Origin of the sequence: Streptomyces bottropensis ATCC 25435 (assembly GCF_000383595.1) — a bacterium.
GTDB classification, from domain to species: domain Bacteria; phylum Actinomycetota; class Actinomycetes; order Streptomycetales; family Streptomycetaceae; genus Streptomyces; species Streptomyces bottropensis.
The window spans coordinates 46970-62837 of record NZ_KB911581.1 but is presented as its reverse complement, the minus strand read 5'-3'; the positions used below and the strand labels follow the sequence as shown (position 1 = coordinate 62837).

The 15868-nt window shown below is 72.5% G+C and carries 14 protein-coding genes; 5 read left to right on the top strand and 9 right to left on the bottom strand.

Annotated elements, in window-relative coordinates; genetic code table 11:
• Positions 1 to 15: 15 nt before the first annotated feature.
• Entirely contained in the window at positions 16 to 417 is a 402-nt protein-coding gene (locus STRBO_RS0100285; RefSeq protein ID WP_020113588.1) for a hypothetical protein, read from the top strand.
• A gap of 37 nt (positions 418 to 454) precedes the next feature.
• Here the strand turns inward: STRBO_RS0100285 and STRBO_RS0100280 are convergent, their stop codons facing one another.
• Positions 455 to 1435, bottom strand: coding sequence for an NAD(P)H-quinone oxidoreductase (locus tag STRBO_RS0100280; protein WP_005483071.1), 981 nt, complete (start codon positions 1433 to 1435; stop codon positions 455 to 457).
• Positions 1436 to 1789: 354 nt separating this feature from the next.
• On the opposite strand from STRBO_RS0100280, the gene STRBO_RS0100275 reads away from it, so the two are divergent.
• Positions 1790 to 2821 (top strand): daunorubicin resistance protein DrrA family ABC transporter ATP-binding protein, encoded by a 1032-nt coding sequence (locus STRBO_RS0100275; RefSeq protein ID WP_005483067.1) that lies wholly within the window; start codon positions 1790 to 1792, stop codon positions 2819 to 2821.
• Positions 2818 to 3666, top strand: coding sequence for an ABC transporter permease (locus STRBO_RS0100270; RefSeq protein ID WP_005483065.1), 849 nt, complete (start codon positions 2818 to 2820; stop codon positions 3664 to 3666). Before STRBO_RS0100275 ends, STRBO_RS0100270 begins: the two co-directional genes overlap by 4 nt.
• A gap of 61 nt (positions 3667 to 3727) precedes the next feature.
• On the opposite strand, the gene STRBO_RS0100265 is transcribed toward STRBO_RS0100270, so the two are convergent.
• The 6 genes from STRBO_RS0100265 to pdhA form a co-directional block, all read right to left on the bottom strand.
• A complete protein-coding gene (locus tag STRBO_RS0100265; protein WP_020113587.1) occupies positions 3728 to 4819 on the bottom strand; it encodes a potassium channel family protein in 1092 nt (363 codons plus the stop codon).
• A 111-nt stretch (positions 4820 to 4930) separates the two neighbouring features.
• Positions 4931 to 6328, bottom strand: coding sequence for a molybdopterin molybdotransferase MoeA (locus tag STRBO_RS0100260; RefSeq protein WP_005483062.1), 1398 nt, complete (start codon positions 6326 to 6328; stop codon positions 4931 to 4933).
• Complete coding sequence (locus STRBO_RS0100255; RefSeq protein ID WP_005483060.1) at positions 6325 to 7347, bottom strand: NTP transferase domain-containing protein; 1023 nt, start codon at positions 7345 to 7347, stop codon at positions 6325 to 6327. Before STRBO_RS0100255 ends, STRBO_RS0100260 begins: the two co-directional genes overlap by 4 nt.
• Positions 7348 to 7462: 115 nt before the next feature.
• On the bottom strand, positions 7463 to 8800 hold the full coding sequence (locus tag STRBO_RS0100250; protein ID WP_020113586.1) for a dihydrolipoamide acetyltransferase family protein: 1338 nt from the start codon (positions 8798 to 8800) through the stop codon (positions 7463 to 7465).
• Positions 8800 to 9804: an alpha-ketoacid dehydrogenase subunit beta gene (locus STRBO_RS0100245; protein WP_005483058.1), complete on the bottom strand. Its 1005-nt coding sequence runs from the start codon at positions 9802 to 9804 to the stop codon at positions 8800 to 8802. Before STRBO_RS0100245 ends, STRBO_RS0100250 begins: the two co-directional genes overlap by 1 nt.
• Positions 9801 to 10937 carry a pyruvate dehydrogenase (acetyl-transferring) E1 component subunit alpha gene (gene pdhA / locus STRBO_RS0100240; protein WP_005483057.1) on the bottom strand — a complete coding sequence of 379 codons (1137 nt, stop codon included), beginning with the start codon at positions 10935 to 10937 and terminating at the stop codon, positions 9801 to 9803. Before pdhA ends, STRBO_RS0100245 begins: the two co-directional genes overlap by 4 nt.
• A gap of 190 nt (positions 10938 to 11127) precedes the next feature.
• Between pdhA and STRBO_RS0100235 the strand changes: the two genes are divergently transcribed.
• Positions 11128 to 11613, top strand: a complete 486-nt coding sequence (locus tag STRBO_RS0100235; protein WP_005483056.1) for an Lrp/AsnC family transcriptional regulator — start codon at positions 11128 to 11130, stop codon at positions 11611 to 11613.
• 231 nt (positions 11614 to 11844) lie between these two features.
• Here STRBO_RS0100235 and STRBO_RS0100230 read toward each other — a convergent pair whose 3' ends face one another.
• Positions 11845 to 12435, bottom strand: a complete 591-nt coding sequence (locus STRBO_RS0100230) for a TetR/AcrR family transcriptional regulator (RefSeq protein WP_005483053.1) — start codon at positions 12433 to 12435, stop codon at positions 11845 to 11847.
• A complete protein-coding gene (locus STRBO_RS0100225) occupies positions 12432 to 13949 on the bottom strand; it encodes a 3-hydroxyacyl-CoA dehydrogenase (protein WP_005483052.1) in 1518 nt (505 codons plus the stop codon). The genes STRBO_RS0100230 and STRBO_RS0100225 overlap by 4 nt, the downstream gene beginning before the upstream one ends.
• A gap of 201 nt (positions 13950 to 14150) precedes the next feature.
• Between STRBO_RS0100225 and paaN the strand changes: the two genes are divergently transcribed.
• A complete protein-coding gene (gene paaN, locus STRBO_RS0100220) occupies positions 14151 to 15863 on the top strand; it encodes a phenylacetic acid degradation protein PaaN (RefSeq protein ID WP_005483051.1) in 1713 nt (570 codons plus the stop codon).
• The last annotated feature ends 5 nt before the right edge of the window (positions 15864 to 15868 follow it).

Genomic DNA, 15868 nt, shown 5'->3' with positions numbered 1-15868 from the left:
TGTGAGCCTGAGGGCGTGGCCCCTACGTTTCGCACGGCACGCCTGACGGGACTCGTCCTCGTCGCGGGACTGTTCCTGGTCCTGGTGGCGGGGGCCGTGCCGGCCGCGCACGCGGCCGAGCCCGACCCCGCGACCTCCTGGGCCGGCAGTCGCGCCGGCGAGGGACGGGAGCGGCCGGGGCGGCAGGAGGCCTGGCCCCAGGCACCGGAGGACGAGACGTACGTGCCTCCGGAGGACCCCGCCCCCGAGCCGGACGACCCGGACGCGGCCCTGCCGGTTCCGGTCGCGCCGCCCGGAACCGACGGCGCGACCGGCGAGGAACCCGTCCTGCGGGTCCTCACCCTCGGCAGCGGCCTCATCCTGATGGGCGTGGGCCTCGGGCTGGCCTTCGTCGGACTGCGGATCAGGCGGTACTGAGCCGGGTCGCACCCCGGCTCGGTACGGGCCCGGTCCGCTACGGCACGACCAGCAGAACCTTGCCGATGTGGCCGCTCTCCTCCAGCACCCGGTGGGCCGTGGCCGCGTCGTCCATGGGGATCTCACGGTCCACGACGGGGCGCACATGGCCGCCGTCGACGAGCGGCCACACGTGCTCGCGCACGGCGGCGACGATCGCGGCCTTCTCCTCCCGGGGGCGGGCGCGCAGCGAGGTCGCGCTGATCGCGGCGCGCTTGGCGAGGAGGGCGCCGATGTTCAGCTCCCCCTTGACGCCGCCCTGCATGCCGATGATCGCGAGGCGGCCGTTGACAGCGAGGACCCGGACGTTGCGGTCGAGGTACTTGGCGCCCATGTTGTCGAGGACCACGTCCGCGCCCTTGCCGTCCGTGGCCTTGCGGACCTCCTCGACGAAGTCCTGCTCGCGGTAGTTGATCAGGATGTCCGCCCCCAGGGCGGCGCACTGTTCGAGCTTCCCCTCGGTACCCGCCGTGACCGCGACCTTCGCGCCGACGGCCTTGGCGAGCTGGATGGCCATGGTGCCGATGCCGCTGGAGCCGCCGTGGACGAGGAGGGTCTCACCGGGGCGCAGGTGGGCGATCATGAAGACGTTCGACCAGACCGTGCAGACCACCTCGGGCAGCGCGGCCGCCCGGGTCAGGCCGACCCCGGCGGGCACGGGCAGCAGCTGGGCGGCCGGGGCGACGACCTTCTGCGCGTAGCCGCCGCCCGAGAGCAGCGCGCACACCTCGTCGCCGACGTTCCACCCGGCCACACCGGGCCCGATCTCCGCGATCCGCCCGGAACACTCCAGGCCGGGGTAGGGGGAGGCGCCGGGCGGGGGGTCGTAGAAGCCCTGTCGCTGGAGCAGATCGGCGCGGTTCACCGCGCTCGCCGCCACCTCGATGAGCACGTCGCCCTCGCCGGGCACCGGGTCGGGGACCTCGTCCCACACCAGGGCCTCGGGTCCACCGGGTTCGGGAATCGTGATCGCATGCATGAGGGGGACGCTACTCCCCGACCTCGGCGTCACGCCCTTGGCACCCACACCTTCACGCCTCCGCCGCCGACCCCGCCCGGCCCCCGCCCGACCCCGGTTGCCCTCGGCGGGCAGCCCGCCCCCGACCCTCCCGCACCGCCGATCCTGAACCTCTGGTCGTCACAGGGATGCGTTCACAGCCCATCGGCGAGATCGTGAAGACTCCATCGCCTCGCGGACGCACGAGACACGCCTCGGCCCCGAGTGCGAAGCCGTGGCGACTTTCCGCGCGGCGACCGATGAGTTTCGGCGGGCCCCACGGTCTCCCTTTGCGTAGCCCAAGACACGGGCCCCGTACGCGGAAGGATCTCAGACATGAGCGCACAGACGTCCGGCCTCGCGATCGAGACCGCGGGTCTGGTGAAGACCTTCGGCGAGACCCGGGCCGTCGACGGCGTCGACCTGGCCGTGCCGGCCGGCACGGTCTACGGCGTCCTCGGCCCGAACGGCGCCGGCAAGACGACCACGGTGAAGATGCTCGCCACCCTGCTGCGCCCCGACGGGGGTGAGGCGCACGTCTTCGGTCACGACGTCGTCCGGGAGGCCGACGAGGTCCGCGGCCGGGTGAGCCTGACCGGGCAGTACGCCTCCGTGGACGAGGACCTGACCGGCACCGAGAACCTGGTGCTGCTCGCCCGCCTCCTCGGCCACGGCAAACAGGCGGCACGGCTCCGCGCCGGACAGCTGCTGGAGGCCTTCGGGCTGAGCGAGGCCGCCGGGAAACAGGTCAAGCACTACTCGGGCGGCATGCGGCGCCGTATCGACATCGCCGCGTCCATCCTGAACACACCCGACCTGCTGTTCCTCGACGAGCCCACGACCGGCCTCGACCCGCGCAGCCGCAACCAGGTGTGGGACATCGTGCGCGCGGTGGTCGCCCAGGGCACGACGGTGCTGCTGACCACGCAGTATCTGGACGAAGCGGACCAGCTGGCGTCCAGGATCGCGGTCATCGACCACGGCAAGGTGATCGCGGAGGGCACGAAGGGCGAGCTGAAGGCGTCCGTGGGGGCCGGCTCCGTCCATCTGCGGCTGCGCGACGCGGCCCAGCGGCCGCAGGCCGAGGAGGTGCTGCGCCTCGCCCTGGACGCCGAGGTGCAGCGGGAGCCGGACCCGGTGGCGCTGACCGCGCGCGTGGGCGGCGGCTCCGCCAACGGGCGGGGCGCCACCGAGGCGGCCGCCCGGGCACTGGCCGAACTGGCCCGCACCGGCATCACCGTCGACAACTTCTCGCTGGGGCAGCCCAGCCTGGACGAGGTCTTCCTCGCCCTCACCGGACACGACACCAAGGCGGCGGCCACGCAGGCCGACGACGCCCCCGAGACGAAGGACGAGGCGGCGGTATGAGCACCGCGACCACCACCGAGAACCAGGAACTCGCTCCCGTCAGCGCCGAGTCGCTCGCCGCGCTGCTCATCTCCAGGGAACGGCCACCGCGGCCCAGCGCGCTGTCGGCGTCCCTGACCTTCGGCTGGCGGGCCATGCTGAAGATCAAGCACGTACCGGAGCAGCTCTTCGACGTCACCGCCTTCCCGATCATGATGGTGCTGATGTACACGTACCTCTTCGGCGGTGCGCTGGCCGGTTCACCGGAGGAGTACATCCAGTTCCTGCTGCCGGGCATCCTGGTGATGTCGGTCGTGATGATCACGATGTACACCGGTGTCTCCGTCAACACGGACATCGAGAAGGGCGTCTTCGACCGCTTCCGCTCGCTGCCGATCTGGCGGCCGTCGACGATGGTCGGCTATCTGCTGGGCGACGCCCTGCGGTACGCGATCGCGTCCGCGGTGATGCTCACCGTCGGCATGATCCTCGGCTACCGCCCGGACGGCGGGGTGCTGGGCGTGGTCGCCGGGGTCGCGCTGCTCATCGTCTTCTCGTTCGCGTTCTCGTGGATCTGGACGATGTTCGGCCTGATGCTGCGCACCGAGAAGTCCGTGATGGGCGTCAGCATGATGGTGATCTTCCCGCTGACCTTCCTGTCCAACGTCTTCGTCGACCCGAGCACGATGCCGGGCTGGCTCCAGGCGTTCGTCAACAACAGCCCGGTCACGCATCTGGCGTCGGCGGTCCGCGAGTTGATGGCGGGCGAGTGGCCCACCGCGGAGATCGCCTGGACGCTGGGCTGGTCCGCCCTGTTCGTGCTGGTCTTCGGACCGATCACGATGCGGCTCTACAACCGCAAGTAGGCGAGCGTCACGAAAAAGGTGGCCCTGGGGCGCTGCGCCCCGGGGCCACCTCTCGCTCCCGCTACGGCAGGTGCTTGGTCTCGGGGGTGATCTTCGTGCTCGGGGTGGCCCGGACGATGGTGATCAGCCGGTCCGTCAGCTGGAGTTCACCGATGGACGGGTCGTCGTAGCCGAGCACCCGGTGTCCGCGCAGCACGCTGACCACCAGGTCCTCCGTCTCCCGCACCCCGCGCCCCACCTCGGCCTTTATGACCGGCCGTTCGGCGATGTCGAGGCCGCTGCCCTGCTGGATGAGGTCCTCCATCACCATGCCGGCGGCGGGGCTGAGCACGGAGAGCCCGAGCAGCCGTCCGGCGGCGCTGGCGCTGGTGATGACGACGTCCGCCCCGGACTGCTTCAGCAGCGGCGCGTTCTCCTCCTCCCGCACAGCGGCCACGATCTTGGCCTGGCGGTTGAGCTGGCGGGCGGTCAGCGTGACCAGGACGGCGGTGTCGTCCCGCGCGGTGGAGATGATGATCTGGCGCGCCTTCTGCGCCTCGGCCCGCAGCAGTACATCACTGCGGGTCGCGTCACCGATGACACCCGTGTACCCCTCGGCGGTGGCGGCCTCGATGACCTCGGAGTTGGGGTCCACGACGACCACCTGCTCCTTCTTCAGCCCGGTCGCGCAGACGGTCTGGATCGCCGACCGCCCCTTGGTCCCCCAGCCGACGACAACGGTGTGCTCTCTCAAGGCCGCCCTCCAGCGGTTCTCTCGCCATTCCTCACGGGTGCGTTCCGTGAGGACCTCCAGCGTGGTGCCGACCAGGATGATCAGGAACAGCACACGCAGCGGCGTGATCACGAAGATGTTGGTGAACCGCGCCGCGTCACTGACCGGGGTGATGTCGCCGTACCCGGTGGTGGAGAGGGTGACGGTGGCGTAGTAGAACGCGTCCAGCAGGTCCACCGACCCGTCGGAGTTGTCGTTGTACCCCTCATGGTCGGCATAGACGATGAACGCGGTCGCGACCAGCACGAACAAGGCCATCGCCAGTCGCTTGGCGACCTGCCGGATCGGCCGCTCGACCTCGCGTCTCGGCAGCCTCACCTGGTGGGTCACCAGACGCTCGTCCGCCTTGCGGGCGATCGCGTCCTGGCCCGGCAGTTTCACGTGAAACACTCCCCGTTTCGACGTACATCCCCTGGCTGTCCCTCGCCCCCGACAGCCCGTTGTTTCACGTGAAACACCGTGGTCCTACGGCTGGTCGGCCGTATCGATGTTTCACGTGAAACACACCTGGATCCCGGCGGTCGCCCAGGGCAGGTCGAGCAGTTCCAGCTGCTGACCGGGGCGGGCACCGCCGGGCGGTACGACGGCAAGGGCATCGGCGGTGGCGATTCCGCGGAGCATAGCGGGACCGTTGTAGTGCAGCGGCACGGCGTCGTCACCGCGCAGACCGACGGGAACCAGCCGGGTGTCGTACGGATGCCCATGCACCCCCTCCCGCAGCGGCACCGCGTACGGCTCCGGGGCGGGACGTCCGGCGAGGGTCCGCAGCAGAGGCTCGGCGAGCGTGAACAGCCCGGAGACAGCGGCCAGCGGGTTACCGGGCAGCCCGACGAGATACTGGTCCTGCTTGGTGCGGGCCAGCAGCATGGGGTGCCCCGGGCGCACCTTCACGCCGTCGACGAGGAGTTCGGCCCCGAGGCGGCGCAGGATGGGGTGGACGTGGTCGACGGGTCCGGCGGCCGTGCCGCCCGTGGTCACGACGAGGTCGGCGGGGGACTTCTTCACGGCCCGGTACAGGGCGTCGGCGTCGTCCCCGAGGCGGCGTACGGCGGTCACCTCGGCGCCGAGTGCCCGCAGCCAGGACGGCAGCATCGGGCCGAGAGCATCGCGGATGAGGCCCTCGCGCGGAAGTCCGTCGGTGAGCAGTTCGTCACCCAGGACCAGCAGTTCGACGCGCGGGCGGGGGAGCACGCTCACCGTGTCGTACCCGGCGGCCGCAGCGAGCCCGAGCGCTGCCGGGGTGATCTGCGTGCCGAGCGGCAGCAGTTGGTCGCCGTGGCGGCACTCCTGACCCCGTGGGCGGATGTCCTGCCCGTGGGAGACGTCCCGGGTCGGGTGCAGCCGTCCCTGGTCGTCGGTGCGGCCGTGCTCGCTGCGCAGAACGGCCGTCGTGTCGGGCGGAATACGGGCGCCGGTGGCGATCCGGACCGCCTCCCCGTCCGTGAGCCGCCCGGGATCGGCGTGCCCGGCCAGCACACCGTCCTCCCGCACGGCCCAGGGACCGGGACCCGCCACAGCCCAGCCGTCCATCGCGGAGGTGTCGAAGGAGGGGAGGTCGGTGAGGGCGGTCAGGGGCGCGGCGAGAACGAGACCGAGGGCCTTGTCGACGGTGACCGAGACGGGGGCCCGGCGGCCGACCGAGCGGGCGGCGCGCTCGGCCACGGCCCGGGCCTCGGGCCAGGAGGTGGCCCTGTGGTGAGGTTCGCCCTTGGACCCGTGCGCGTCGCCCCTGGATTGGTGGGCGTCGCCCTGGGACCCGTGTGTGTCGGGCCGGCCCGTCGTGGAGGTCTCGCGGGAGGAGCGGGGCTCCTTCGGTCCCTGGACGGCCCTGTCGTTGGCCACGGCCAGTGCCTCCTCCACGTCGAGTTCCTCGGCGTCCTGGGCGGTCATCCGGCGGCCGGCCCGGTGTCCTGGCCGGGGCCGGACCCGGTGTCCTCGCCGGTGTCGGACCCGGCGTCGGACCCGGCGTCGGACCCGGCGTCGGACCCGGCACCGGGTCCTCGACCCGACGGGGCACCCGGCTCGGCGTCGGGCGTTGCCTCGTCGGCCCAGCGCAGGGCCAGGGCGGAGGCCTTGCGGGCGGCCTCGGTGACCGCCTCGGCGCCTCCCCCGGCCCTGGCGGCGGCGTAGCCGATCAGGAAGGTGGTCAGCGGGGCGGCGGGCCGGGCCACGCTGTGGGCGGCGTCACGGGCGAGGTCGAGCAGTTCGGTGATGTCGACGTCGAGGTCGATCCCCAGCTCGTCCTTGACTGCGGAAATCCATTCATCCAACACGTGGCCATGCTCCCTGATCCGTGCGCGGGCGGCGGCGATGTCGTCCCAGGTGTCGCAGTCGAAGGACGCGACCGGGTCGGTGATGCGGGTGAGGCGCAACGCGGCGGTCAGCCGTCGCAGGGGGAGCCCGGTGAGGCCCTCGTGCCCGGCGGCGAGCCGGGCCAGCTCGCGGCGCAGGGGCTCGGCCCGGTAGGCGGCCACGAGGGGCTGGTCACGGCCTTCGGGGTCGGTGACCAGCACACCGTCGGCGGTGTCCGCGCTGTCCTCGGAGTCCGCGAGGGCGCGCAGCAGCCGCCGTACCGTCGCCTCCTCCAGGAACGGCAGGTCGGCGGAGAGTACGAGGACCTGACGCGCGGTGGTGTGCCCGAGTCCGGCGCCCAGCGCGGCGAGCGGGCCGCCGCCCGGGGGTTCCTCACGGGCCCACCGCACGGGCCGCGCGGTGGGCCGGGGCTCGGCGACGACGACGGTCGTCGCCGCCCCGGCGCAGGCGGTCAGCACACGGTCGAGGAGCGCCCGTCCACCCACCCGCAGGGCGGGCTTGTCGGCGCCGCCGAGCCGCCGGGCGGCGCCTCCGGCGAGCACGACGGCGTCGAACGCCTCGGTACCGGGGTCGCCCGGGGGCTCATGCGCGGTCACTCCCCGAGTATGCGGGCCGAGACGATCACAGGGAACGCGGGGGAGACGGCGCGCCCCGGGCCCGGTCGGGTCCGCCCGCGGTGGTCGATCGGCCCCGACCGGGTTCCTCCGCCGCTCAGAGCGTGCGCAGCAGCACCGCCGGTTGTTCGACGCAGTCCGCCACGAAGCGCAGGAAGCCGCCCGCCGTGCCGCCGTCGCACACCCGGTGGTCGAAGGTGAGCGAGAGCTGCACGACCTGCCGTACCGCCAGCTCGCCCTCGTGCACCCACGGTTTGGGGACGATGCGGCCGACGCCGAGCATGGCGGCCTCGGGGTGGTTGATGATCGGGGTGGAGCCGTCGACGCCGAAGACGCCGTAGTTGTTCAGGGTGAAGGTCCCGCCGGTCAGCTGGCCGGGCGTCAGTGTCCCGGTCCGCGCCGCCTCGGTCAGCCGGGCGAACTCGGTGGCGAACGACTCCGCGTTCCTGGTGTGCGCGTCCCGGACCACGGGCACGACCAGCCCCCGTTCCGTCTGCGCGGCGAACCCGAGGTGCACCCGGTCGAGCCGGACGACCTCGCGGGCCTCCATGTCGACGGTCGAGTTCAGCTCCGGGAAACGGGCCAGAGCGGCGGTGCAGATCCGGGCGAGGAGCGCGAGGACGGAGATCTTCGGGCCGCCGGCCGCGTTCAACGCCGTACGGGCGCGCATCAGTTCCGTCGCGTCGGCGTCCACCCAGCAGGTCGCGTCGGGGATCTCGCGCCGGCTCCGGGAGAGCTTGTCGGCGACGGCGCCCCGGACGCCGCGCAGAGGGATCCGAGTGACGGAGGGGGCTTCGGCGGGTGCGGGCGCGGCGACCGGCTGCGCGGTCATGGCGCTCGGCGCCGGAGCGGGGGCCGTGGCGGCCCGCAGCGCGTGCTCCACGTCCGCCCGCAGGATCAGTCCCTCGGGGCCCGAGCCGTGCAGCTTCCGCAGGTCCAGGCCGTTCTCGCGGGCGAGACGGCGGACGAGCGGGGAGATGACCGGCACGGGTCCGTCCGGGCACGCGGGAGCGGCGACCGCGACGGGGGCCGCGTCGACGGTGGTGCGCCGAGCCGACGGCTCGGCGGGGGCGGTGGGCCGGAGCGGCTCCCCGGGCCGCACCCGCCTGCGTCGCGCCGGCGGTGCCCCGGTGCCGTATCCGACCAGCACGTTGCCGGAGCCCTCGTCGGCGGTGGCGTCCGAGGCGGGCGCCCCCACGGCCACCGTCAACAGCGGCGCGCCCACGGGCAGTTCGGTGCCCTCCTCGCCGAAGCGGGCGGTGACGACACCGCCGTAGGGGCAGGGGACCTCGACCATGGCCTTGGCCGTCTCGACCTCGACGACCGGCTGGTCGATCGCGACGACGTCCCCGACCTGGACCAGCCAGCGCACGATCTCGGCCTCGGTCAGCCCCTCACCGAGGTCGGGCAGCTTGAACTCCAGCACCTGGGCCATCAGTTCCCCGCCTCCCACTGCAGGCGCCCCACGGCGTCCAGGATCCGGTCGACGCCGGGCAGATGATGCCGCTCCAGCATGGGCGGGGGGTACGGGATGTCGAACCCGGCGACGCGCAGCACGGGCGCCTCCAGGTGGTGGAAGCAGCGCTCGGTGACACGGGCCGCGATCTCGCCGCCCGGCCCGCCGTAGGAGCCGGACTCGTGCACGACGACGGCCCGGCCGGTCCTGCGCACCGACGCGGCGACCGTCTCGTCGTCGAAGGGCACCAGGGAGCGCAGGTCGACGACTTCGAGGTCCCAGCCCTCGGCCGTGGCCGCCTCGGCGGCCTCCAGACAGACGGGCACGGACGGCCCGTAGGTGATGAGGGTGGCGCTGCGGCCGGGGCGGCGCACGACCGCGCGGCCGATCGGGTCGACGGCCTGCGGTTCCTCGGGGTTCCAGGAGTCCTTCGCCCAGTACAGGCGCTTGGGCTCCAGGAGGACGACCGGGTCGTCGGAGGCGATGGCGGCGCGCAGCAGCCCGTAGGCGTCGGCGACCGTGGCGGGTGTGACGACATGGAGGCCCGGAGTCGCCATGTAGTACGCCTCGGAGGAGTCGCTGTGGTGCTCGACGCCGCCGATTCCGCCGCCGTACGGGACCCGGATGGTGATCGGCAGCGGCATCGCTCCGCGCGTGCGGTTGCGCATGCGGGCTACATGGCTGATGAGCTGTTCGAACGCCGGGTAGGCGAACGCGTCGAACTGCATCTCCACCACCGGCCTGAGCCCGTACATGGCCATGCCGACGGCCGTGCCGAGGATGCCCGCCTCGGCGAGCGGGGTGTCGGTGACCCGGTTCTCGCCGAACTCCTTCGCGAGCCCGTCGGTGACCCGGAAGACACCGCCGAGGGCGCCGACGTCCTCACCCATGACATGCACGGTGGGGTCGGCGGTCATGGCGTCGCGCAGCGCGCGGTTGAGCGCCTGCGCCATGGTGGCGGGCTTGACGGCGACGGTGGTCATCGATGCGCCCCTTCGTGTTCCGCCGCCAGCTCGGCCCTGAGCAGGGCTTCTTGTTCGCGCAGTTGGGGGGTGGGCTCGGCGTAGACGTGGGCGAAGAGGTCCATGGGGTCGAGGACCGGGTCCTGGTTCATGCGCTCGCGCAGGTCGGCCGCCATCGTCTCGGCGGCGTCGCGGGCCGCCCGGATGCCGTCCTCGTCGAGGAGGCCGCGCTCGGTCAGCTCGTGCTCCAAGAGGGTGATCGGGTCGTGCGCGCGCCAGGTCTCGACCTCGGCGTCGCCCCGGTAGCGGGTGGCGTCGTCGGCGTTGGTGTGGGCGTCGATGCGGTACGTCACCGCCTCGACCAGCGTGGGACCGCCGCCCGCGCGCGCGTGGGCAACGGCTTCGGCGAGCACCTGGTGCACGGCCGCCGCGTCGTTGCCGTCGACCAGGCGGCCCGGCATCCCGTAGCCGACGGCCTTGTGGGCCAGCGACGGGGCGGCGGTCTGCTTGGCGAGCGGGACGGAGATCGCGAAGCCGTTGTTCTGGACGAGGAAGACGACCGGCGCCTGCCAGACGGCGGCGAAGTTCAGCGCCTCGTGGAAGTCGCCCTCGCTGGTGCCACCGTCGCCGACCAGGGCGAGCGCGACCACGTCGTCGCCCTTGAGGCGGGCGGCGTGCGCGAGGCCCACGGCGTGCGGGAGCTGGGTGGCGAGCGGGGTGCACAGGGGGGCGACCCGGTGCTCGTGCGGGTCGTAGCCGGTGTGCCAGTCACCGCGCAGCAGCGTGAGCGCCTGCACGGGGTCGAGGCCACGGGCGACGGCGGCGAGCGTGTCGCGGTAGCTGGGAAAGAGCCAGTCCCGCTCTTCGAGGACGAGCGCGGCGGCGACCTCGCACGCCTCCTGACCGGTGCTGGAGGGGTAGACGGCGAGCCTGCCCTGCTTGGTCAGGGCGGTGGCCTGCGTGTTGTAGCGACGGCCGCGCACCAGCTCGGCGTAGAGCCGGCGCAGCAGCGCGGGGTCGGCGTCGGCCGCCGCGTCCGTGCCGAGCACGCGGTACGGCAGCGCGTCGGGCAGCAGCGGCGCGGGGTCCGTGCGGGGCTGCCAGGCGGGCGGCGGTGTCGGGCGGTACGCGCCCCGCTGCTCCATGACCGTCATACGGCACCTCCTCGTGGGAGTGGCTCAGGGACGTGGCACGGGTTGTGACACGCCTCACCTACCGATTGTTCGGTCGCTGACGCATTTTGGCTACAGGCACCCTCAGGCTGTGGACAAACGGTTCTGCACAGCCTGGAATGAACGCAGTCCGTCCATGGCAGGGAGGCAGGGGCACATGGCACCTGAACAAATGGCCGAGCCGCCCGAGCACGGCCCGGCCCTGCCGCCCCCTCGACCGCTGGACGCCATAGACCAGGACATCCTGCGCATGCTGCAGGCCGACGGCCGCGCCTCGATACGGTCCGTCGCCGAACGCGTCCACGTCTCCCGCGCCAACGCCTACGCCCGCATCAACCGCCTCGTCGAGGACGGCGTGATCCGTGGCTTCGGGGCGCGCGTGAACCACGAGCGTGCCGGAAAGGGCACCTCGGCCTACATCACCCTCAAGATCGTGCAGAACTCCTGGCGGACGGTCCGCGACCAGCTGCGCCAGCTCTCCGGCGCCGCCCACATCGCGCTGGTGGGCGGCGACTACGACGTCCTGCTCCTGGTGCACACCTCGGACAACAGGGCCCTGCGCGAAGTCGTCCTCACCAAGCTGCAGGCCATCCCGGAGGTGCTCAGCACCCGGACCCTGCTGGTCTTCGAGGAGGAGGACGTGGAACCGGAGGGGTGAATCGTCCCCGGGCAGCGGGGCCGGCGGCGCGCGGCGGGACCAGCGGCAGACGGCGGCATCAGGCGGCTGCCCGGGGACCGGACCTCCCGCGACCGGTCCTGACGCGCGGTCCCGTCAGCCCTGGGCCTGAGCCCGTCAGCCCGTCAGCCCTGCGCCCGCAGCCCGTCAGCCCTGAGCCCGCACGCCTTCAGCCCCGAGTCCACAACCTTCAGCCCCCACGCCCGCAGTCCGTCAGTCCTGGGCCCGCAGTCCCGAGAAGACCAGATGGGCCACGGCTTCGGACACTTCCCGCTCGCCCATGCCCCGGCCTTCCGGCCGGTACCACTCGACGATCGAGTTGATCATGCCGAAGACGAGCCGGGTCGCGAGCCGCACCTCCACGTCCCGGCGCACATCGCCCTCGGCGGCCGCGGCCTTGAGCAGCTCGGCGACCCGGTGGTCGAAGTCGCGGCGCCGCTCCAGCGCCCAGCGCTCGGCGGCGGTGTTGCCGCGCACCCGCAGCAGCAGGGTCACATAGGGAAGCTCGTCGAGGAGCACCTCGACCATGCGCCGTACGACGTGCTCCAGGCGCTCCACCGCGCGACCCGAGCGCGCCGGCTCCTCGTCGAGGATCTGGAAGAGACCCTCCAGCGCCCGGCTGACGGCCCGGCGCAGCAGTTCCTCCTTGCCCGTGACGTGGTGGTATATCGACGACTTGGAGATACCGGCCGCCTTGGAGAGGTGCTCCATGGAGGTGCCGTCGTAGCCGCGTTCGTTGAAGACCCGGACCGCGACCGACAGCAGCGTCTCGGGGGTGTACGTGTCGCGCTTGGCGGTCGTCATGAGGACGTGCCCTCCCGCTTGTCGGAGGCGTAGGCGTGGCGGTAGAGCGCCAGCGAGGGCGCGTAGCGCCCGGAGGGGTCGCGCAGGTGCAGGTCGTCCAGGAGGGCGTACGCCCAGTTGCGGCCCAGCCTGCGGCTCCACTCGAAGGGCCCCAGCGGGTAGTTGACGCCCAGGCGCATCGCCGTGTCGATGTCCTCCTTGGTGGCCACCCCCTTGGCGACGGCGTCGTGCGCGAGGTCGATGATCCGTGCGACCGTGCGGGCGACGATCATGCCGGGGGCGTCCCCGATGAGGCTGACGTCCTTGCCGAGCGCCTGGAAGAGACCGATGGCCTCCGTGAGGGTCTGCGGCGAGGTGTCCTGGGAGGCGGACAGGGCGATCCGGGTGGCCCTGCGGTAGTCGAGTGCGAGATCGAAGTAGACGACGTCCCGGAACTCCACTGAGGTCTGCCCGTCGGCGAGGGCCAACTGGCCGCCGCTCGGCAGGACGAGCCGGGTGCCGTGGTCCTCCTCGTCCTCGCGGACCGGGATGCCCGCCTCCCGCAGGAGCGCGAGCAGGTCGCCGGCGGGGCCGAGGTCGCCCTCGACGACGACGTACGCGGGCGGCGGGACCGGGTCGGCGGTGTGCGGCTCGGGTCGCTCGGCGTCGTCGGTGTGGTCGTACCAGCCCTGGCCCGTCTTGCGGCCGAGCCGGCCGGACTCGACGAGCCGGCGCTGGGCCAGTGAGGGCGTGAAGCGCACGTCCTGGAAGAAGGCCTGCCACACGGAGTGGGTGACGGACTCGTTGACGTCCTGCCCGATCAGGTCGGTCAGCTCGAAGGCGCCCATCCGGAAGCCGCCGCACTCGCGCAGGATCGCGTCGATGGTGACGGGCTCGGCGGCCTGCGACTCGTACACCGCGAAGGCCTCGGCGTAGAACGGCCGTGCGATGCGGTTGACGATGAAGCCGGGGGTGTCGGCGCAGGCGACGGGCGTCTTGCCCCAGGCGCGGGCCGTCTCGTACGCGCGCGTGGCCGACGTCACGTCGGTGGCGAAGCCCGAGACCACCTCGACGAGGGGCAGCAGCGGCGCGGGGTTGAAGAAGTGCAGGCCCACGAAGCGGCCCGGGTTGCGCAGGGCGCCGCCGATGGCCGTGACGGACAGGGACGAGGTGTTGGTGGCGAGCAGGCAGTCCTCGCCGACGAGGTCCTCCAGCGCGCGGAACAGCTCCTGCTTGGCGTCCAGCCGCTCCAGGATCGCCTCGACGACCAGACCGCAGTCCGCGAGGTCGGCGAGATCCTCGGCGGCGTGCAGCCGGGCGCGCGCGGCGTCCCGGTCGGCACCGGTCATGCGGTCCTTGGCGACGAGCCGGTCGAGCCGGGCACCGATCGCCTCGGCGGCCTCCCGCGCACGGCCGGGCGCGGCATCGAACAGCCGTACGAGATGGCCCGCGGTCAGCGCGACCTGGGCGATGCCCTGGCCCATGGTGCCGGCGCCTACGACGGCCACGGGGCTGCCGGGGTCGAGTCCTGTCATGTGCGCGATCCTCCCGCACGGGGTTGTCCACAGATGCGGCGGACCCCCTTGTCCCGACCGATCGTTCGGTTACTCTAACTCTGTCCGCCCACCCGTCGCCCACCACCACCCCGCACGAGGCGCTCCGCGCCACCCCCTGATTCTGTTCCTGCCCAGGTCAGAGCTCGAAGAAGAGTGTCTGACGTGAGGAGTTGGTCAAGCATGGCCGCCGAACCGTCCGCGCACGCCCTGATCGCCAAGCACCGGCCCACCCTCGACCAGGCGCTGGAAGCGATCCGCACCCGCGCGTACTGGTCGCCCCACCCCGAGCACCCCAAGGCCTACGGCGAGAACGGCAGCCTGGGGATGGCCGAGGGCAAGGCAGCCTTCGACGCCCTCCTCGGCACCCGTCTCGACCTCGGCCAACCCGGCACCGACGACTGGGTGGGCGGCGAGGTCTCGCCGTACGGCATCGAGCTGGGCGTCACCTACCCGCACGCCGACCTCGACACGCTGCTGCCCGCCATGAGGGCGGGCCGGCGCGCGTGGCGCGACGCGGGAGCGGAGGCGCGTGCCGCGGTGTGCATGGAGATCCTCAAGCGCATCAGCGACCGCACCCACGAATTCGCCCACGCCGTCATGCACACCAGCGGCCAGGCCTTCATGATGGCCTTCCAGGCCGGCGGCCCGCACGCCCAGGACCGGGGCCTGGAGGCGGTGGCGTACGCGTACGCGGAGCAGGTCCGCACCCCGGACGCCGCGGAGTGGAGCAAGCCCCAGGGCAAGCGCGACCCGCTCGCGCTCACCAAGAAGTTCAAGCCGGTGCCGCGCGGCACCGCCCTCGTCATCGGCTGCAACACCTTCCCCACGTGGAACGGCTACCCGGGCCTGTTCGCCTCCCTCGCCACCGGCAACGCGGTCCTCGTGAAGCCCCACCCGCGCGCGGTGCTGCCGCTCGCCCTCACCGTCCAGGTCGCCCGCGAGGTCCTCGCCGAGACCGGCTTCGACCCCAACCTGGTCGCGCTGGCCGCCGAACGGCCCGGCGAGGGCATCGCCAAGGACCTGGCCACCCGCCCCGAGATCCGCATCATCGACTACACCGGCTCGACGTCCTTCGGCGACTGGCTGGAGGCCAACGCCCGCCAGGCGGAGGTCTACACCGAGAAGGCCGGCGTCAACACGGTGCTGATCGACTCCACCGCCGACTACAAGGGCATGCTCTCCAACCTGGCCTTCTCCCTGTCCCTGTACAGCGGCCAGATGTGCACCACCCCGCAGAACCTGCTCATCCCCCGCGACGGCATCGCCACCGACCAGGGCGCCAAGTCCTACGACGAGGTCGTCGCCGACCTCGCCCGGTCGGTCGACGGTCTGCTGGGCGACGACGCGCGCGCGAACGCGCTGCTCGGCGCGATCGTGAACCCCGACGTCAAGTCCCGCCTCGAAGCGGCCGCGTCGCTCGGCGAAGTCGCGCTCCCCTCACGGGAGATCACCAACCCCGAGTTCCCGGACGCCGTCGTCCGCACACCGGTGATCGTGAAGCTCGACGGCGCGCGGAAGTACTGGGAGGGCGCGGAGGACGAGGCCGCCTACCTGAGCGAGTGCTTCGGGCCGGTGTCGTTCGCCGTGGCCGTCGACTCGGCCGCGGAGGGGCTGGAGCTGCTGCGCCGGACCATCGGTGAGAAGGGCGCGATGACCGTCGGCGCGTACACGACCTCCGACGAGGTGGCCGAGGCCGTCGAGGAGGTCTGCCTGGAGGAGTGCGCGCAGCTGTCGCTGAACCTCACGGGCGGGGTGTACGTGAACCAGACGGCGGCGTTCTCGGACTTCCACGGGTCCGGCGGCAACCCGGCGGCGAACGCGGCCCTGTGCGACGGAGCCTTCGTCGCCAACCGCTTCCGGGTGGTCGAGGTCCGCAGCGACGCGCTCCGCTAGGGGCG

What these genes read in the sequence shown, in the direction of transcription:
- STRBO_RS0100245 (WP_005483058.1), bottom strand. Translation starts at nt 9,804, where the DNA reads ATGACCACCGTCGCCGTCAAGCCCGCCACCATGGCGCAGGCGCTCAAC.
- STRBO_RS0100230 (WP_005483053.1), bottom strand. Translation starts at nt 12,435, where the DNA reads ATGACGACCGCCAAGCGCGACACGTACACCCCCGAGACGCTGCTGTCG.
- STRBO_RS0100250 (WP_020113586.1), bottom strand. Translation starts at nt 8,800, where the DNA reads ATGGCCCAGGTGCTGGAGTTCAAGCTGCCCGACCTCGGTGAGGGGCTG.
- STRBO_RS0100270 (WP_005483065.1), top strand. Translation starts at nt 2,818, where the DNA reads ATGAGCACCGCGACCACCACCGAGAACCAGGAACTCGCTCCCGTCAGC.
- paaN (WP_005483051.1), top strand. Translation starts at nt 14,151, where the DNA reads ATGGCCGCCGAACCGTCCGCGCACGCCCTGATCGCCAAGCACCGGCCC.
- STRBO_RS0100235 (WP_005483056.1), top strand. Translation starts at nt 11,128, where the DNA reads ATGGCCGAGCCGCCCGAGCACGGCCCGGCCCTGCCGCCCCCTCGACCG.
- STRBO_RS0100260 (WP_005483062.1), bottom strand. Translation starts at nt 6,328, where the DNA reads ATGACCGCCCAGGACGCCGAGGAACTCGACGTGGAGGAGGCACTGGCC.
- STRBO_RS0100225 (WP_005483052.1), bottom strand. Translation starts at nt 13,949, where the DNA reads ATGACAGGACTCGACCCCGGCAGCCCCGTGGCCGTCGTAGGCGCCGGC.
- STRBO_RS0100280 (WP_005483071.1), bottom strand. Translation starts at nt 1,435, where the DNA reads ATGCATGCGATCACGATTCCCGAACCCGGTGGACCCGAGGCCCTGGTG.
- pdhA (WP_005483057.1), bottom strand. Translation starts at nt 10,937, where the DNA reads ATGACGGTCATGGAGCAGCGGGGCGCGTACCGCCCGACACCGCCGCCC.
- STRBO_RS0100275 (WP_005483067.1), top strand. Translation starts at nt 1,790, where the DNA reads ATGAGCGCACAGACGTCCGGCCTCGCGATCGAGACCGCGGGTCTGGTG.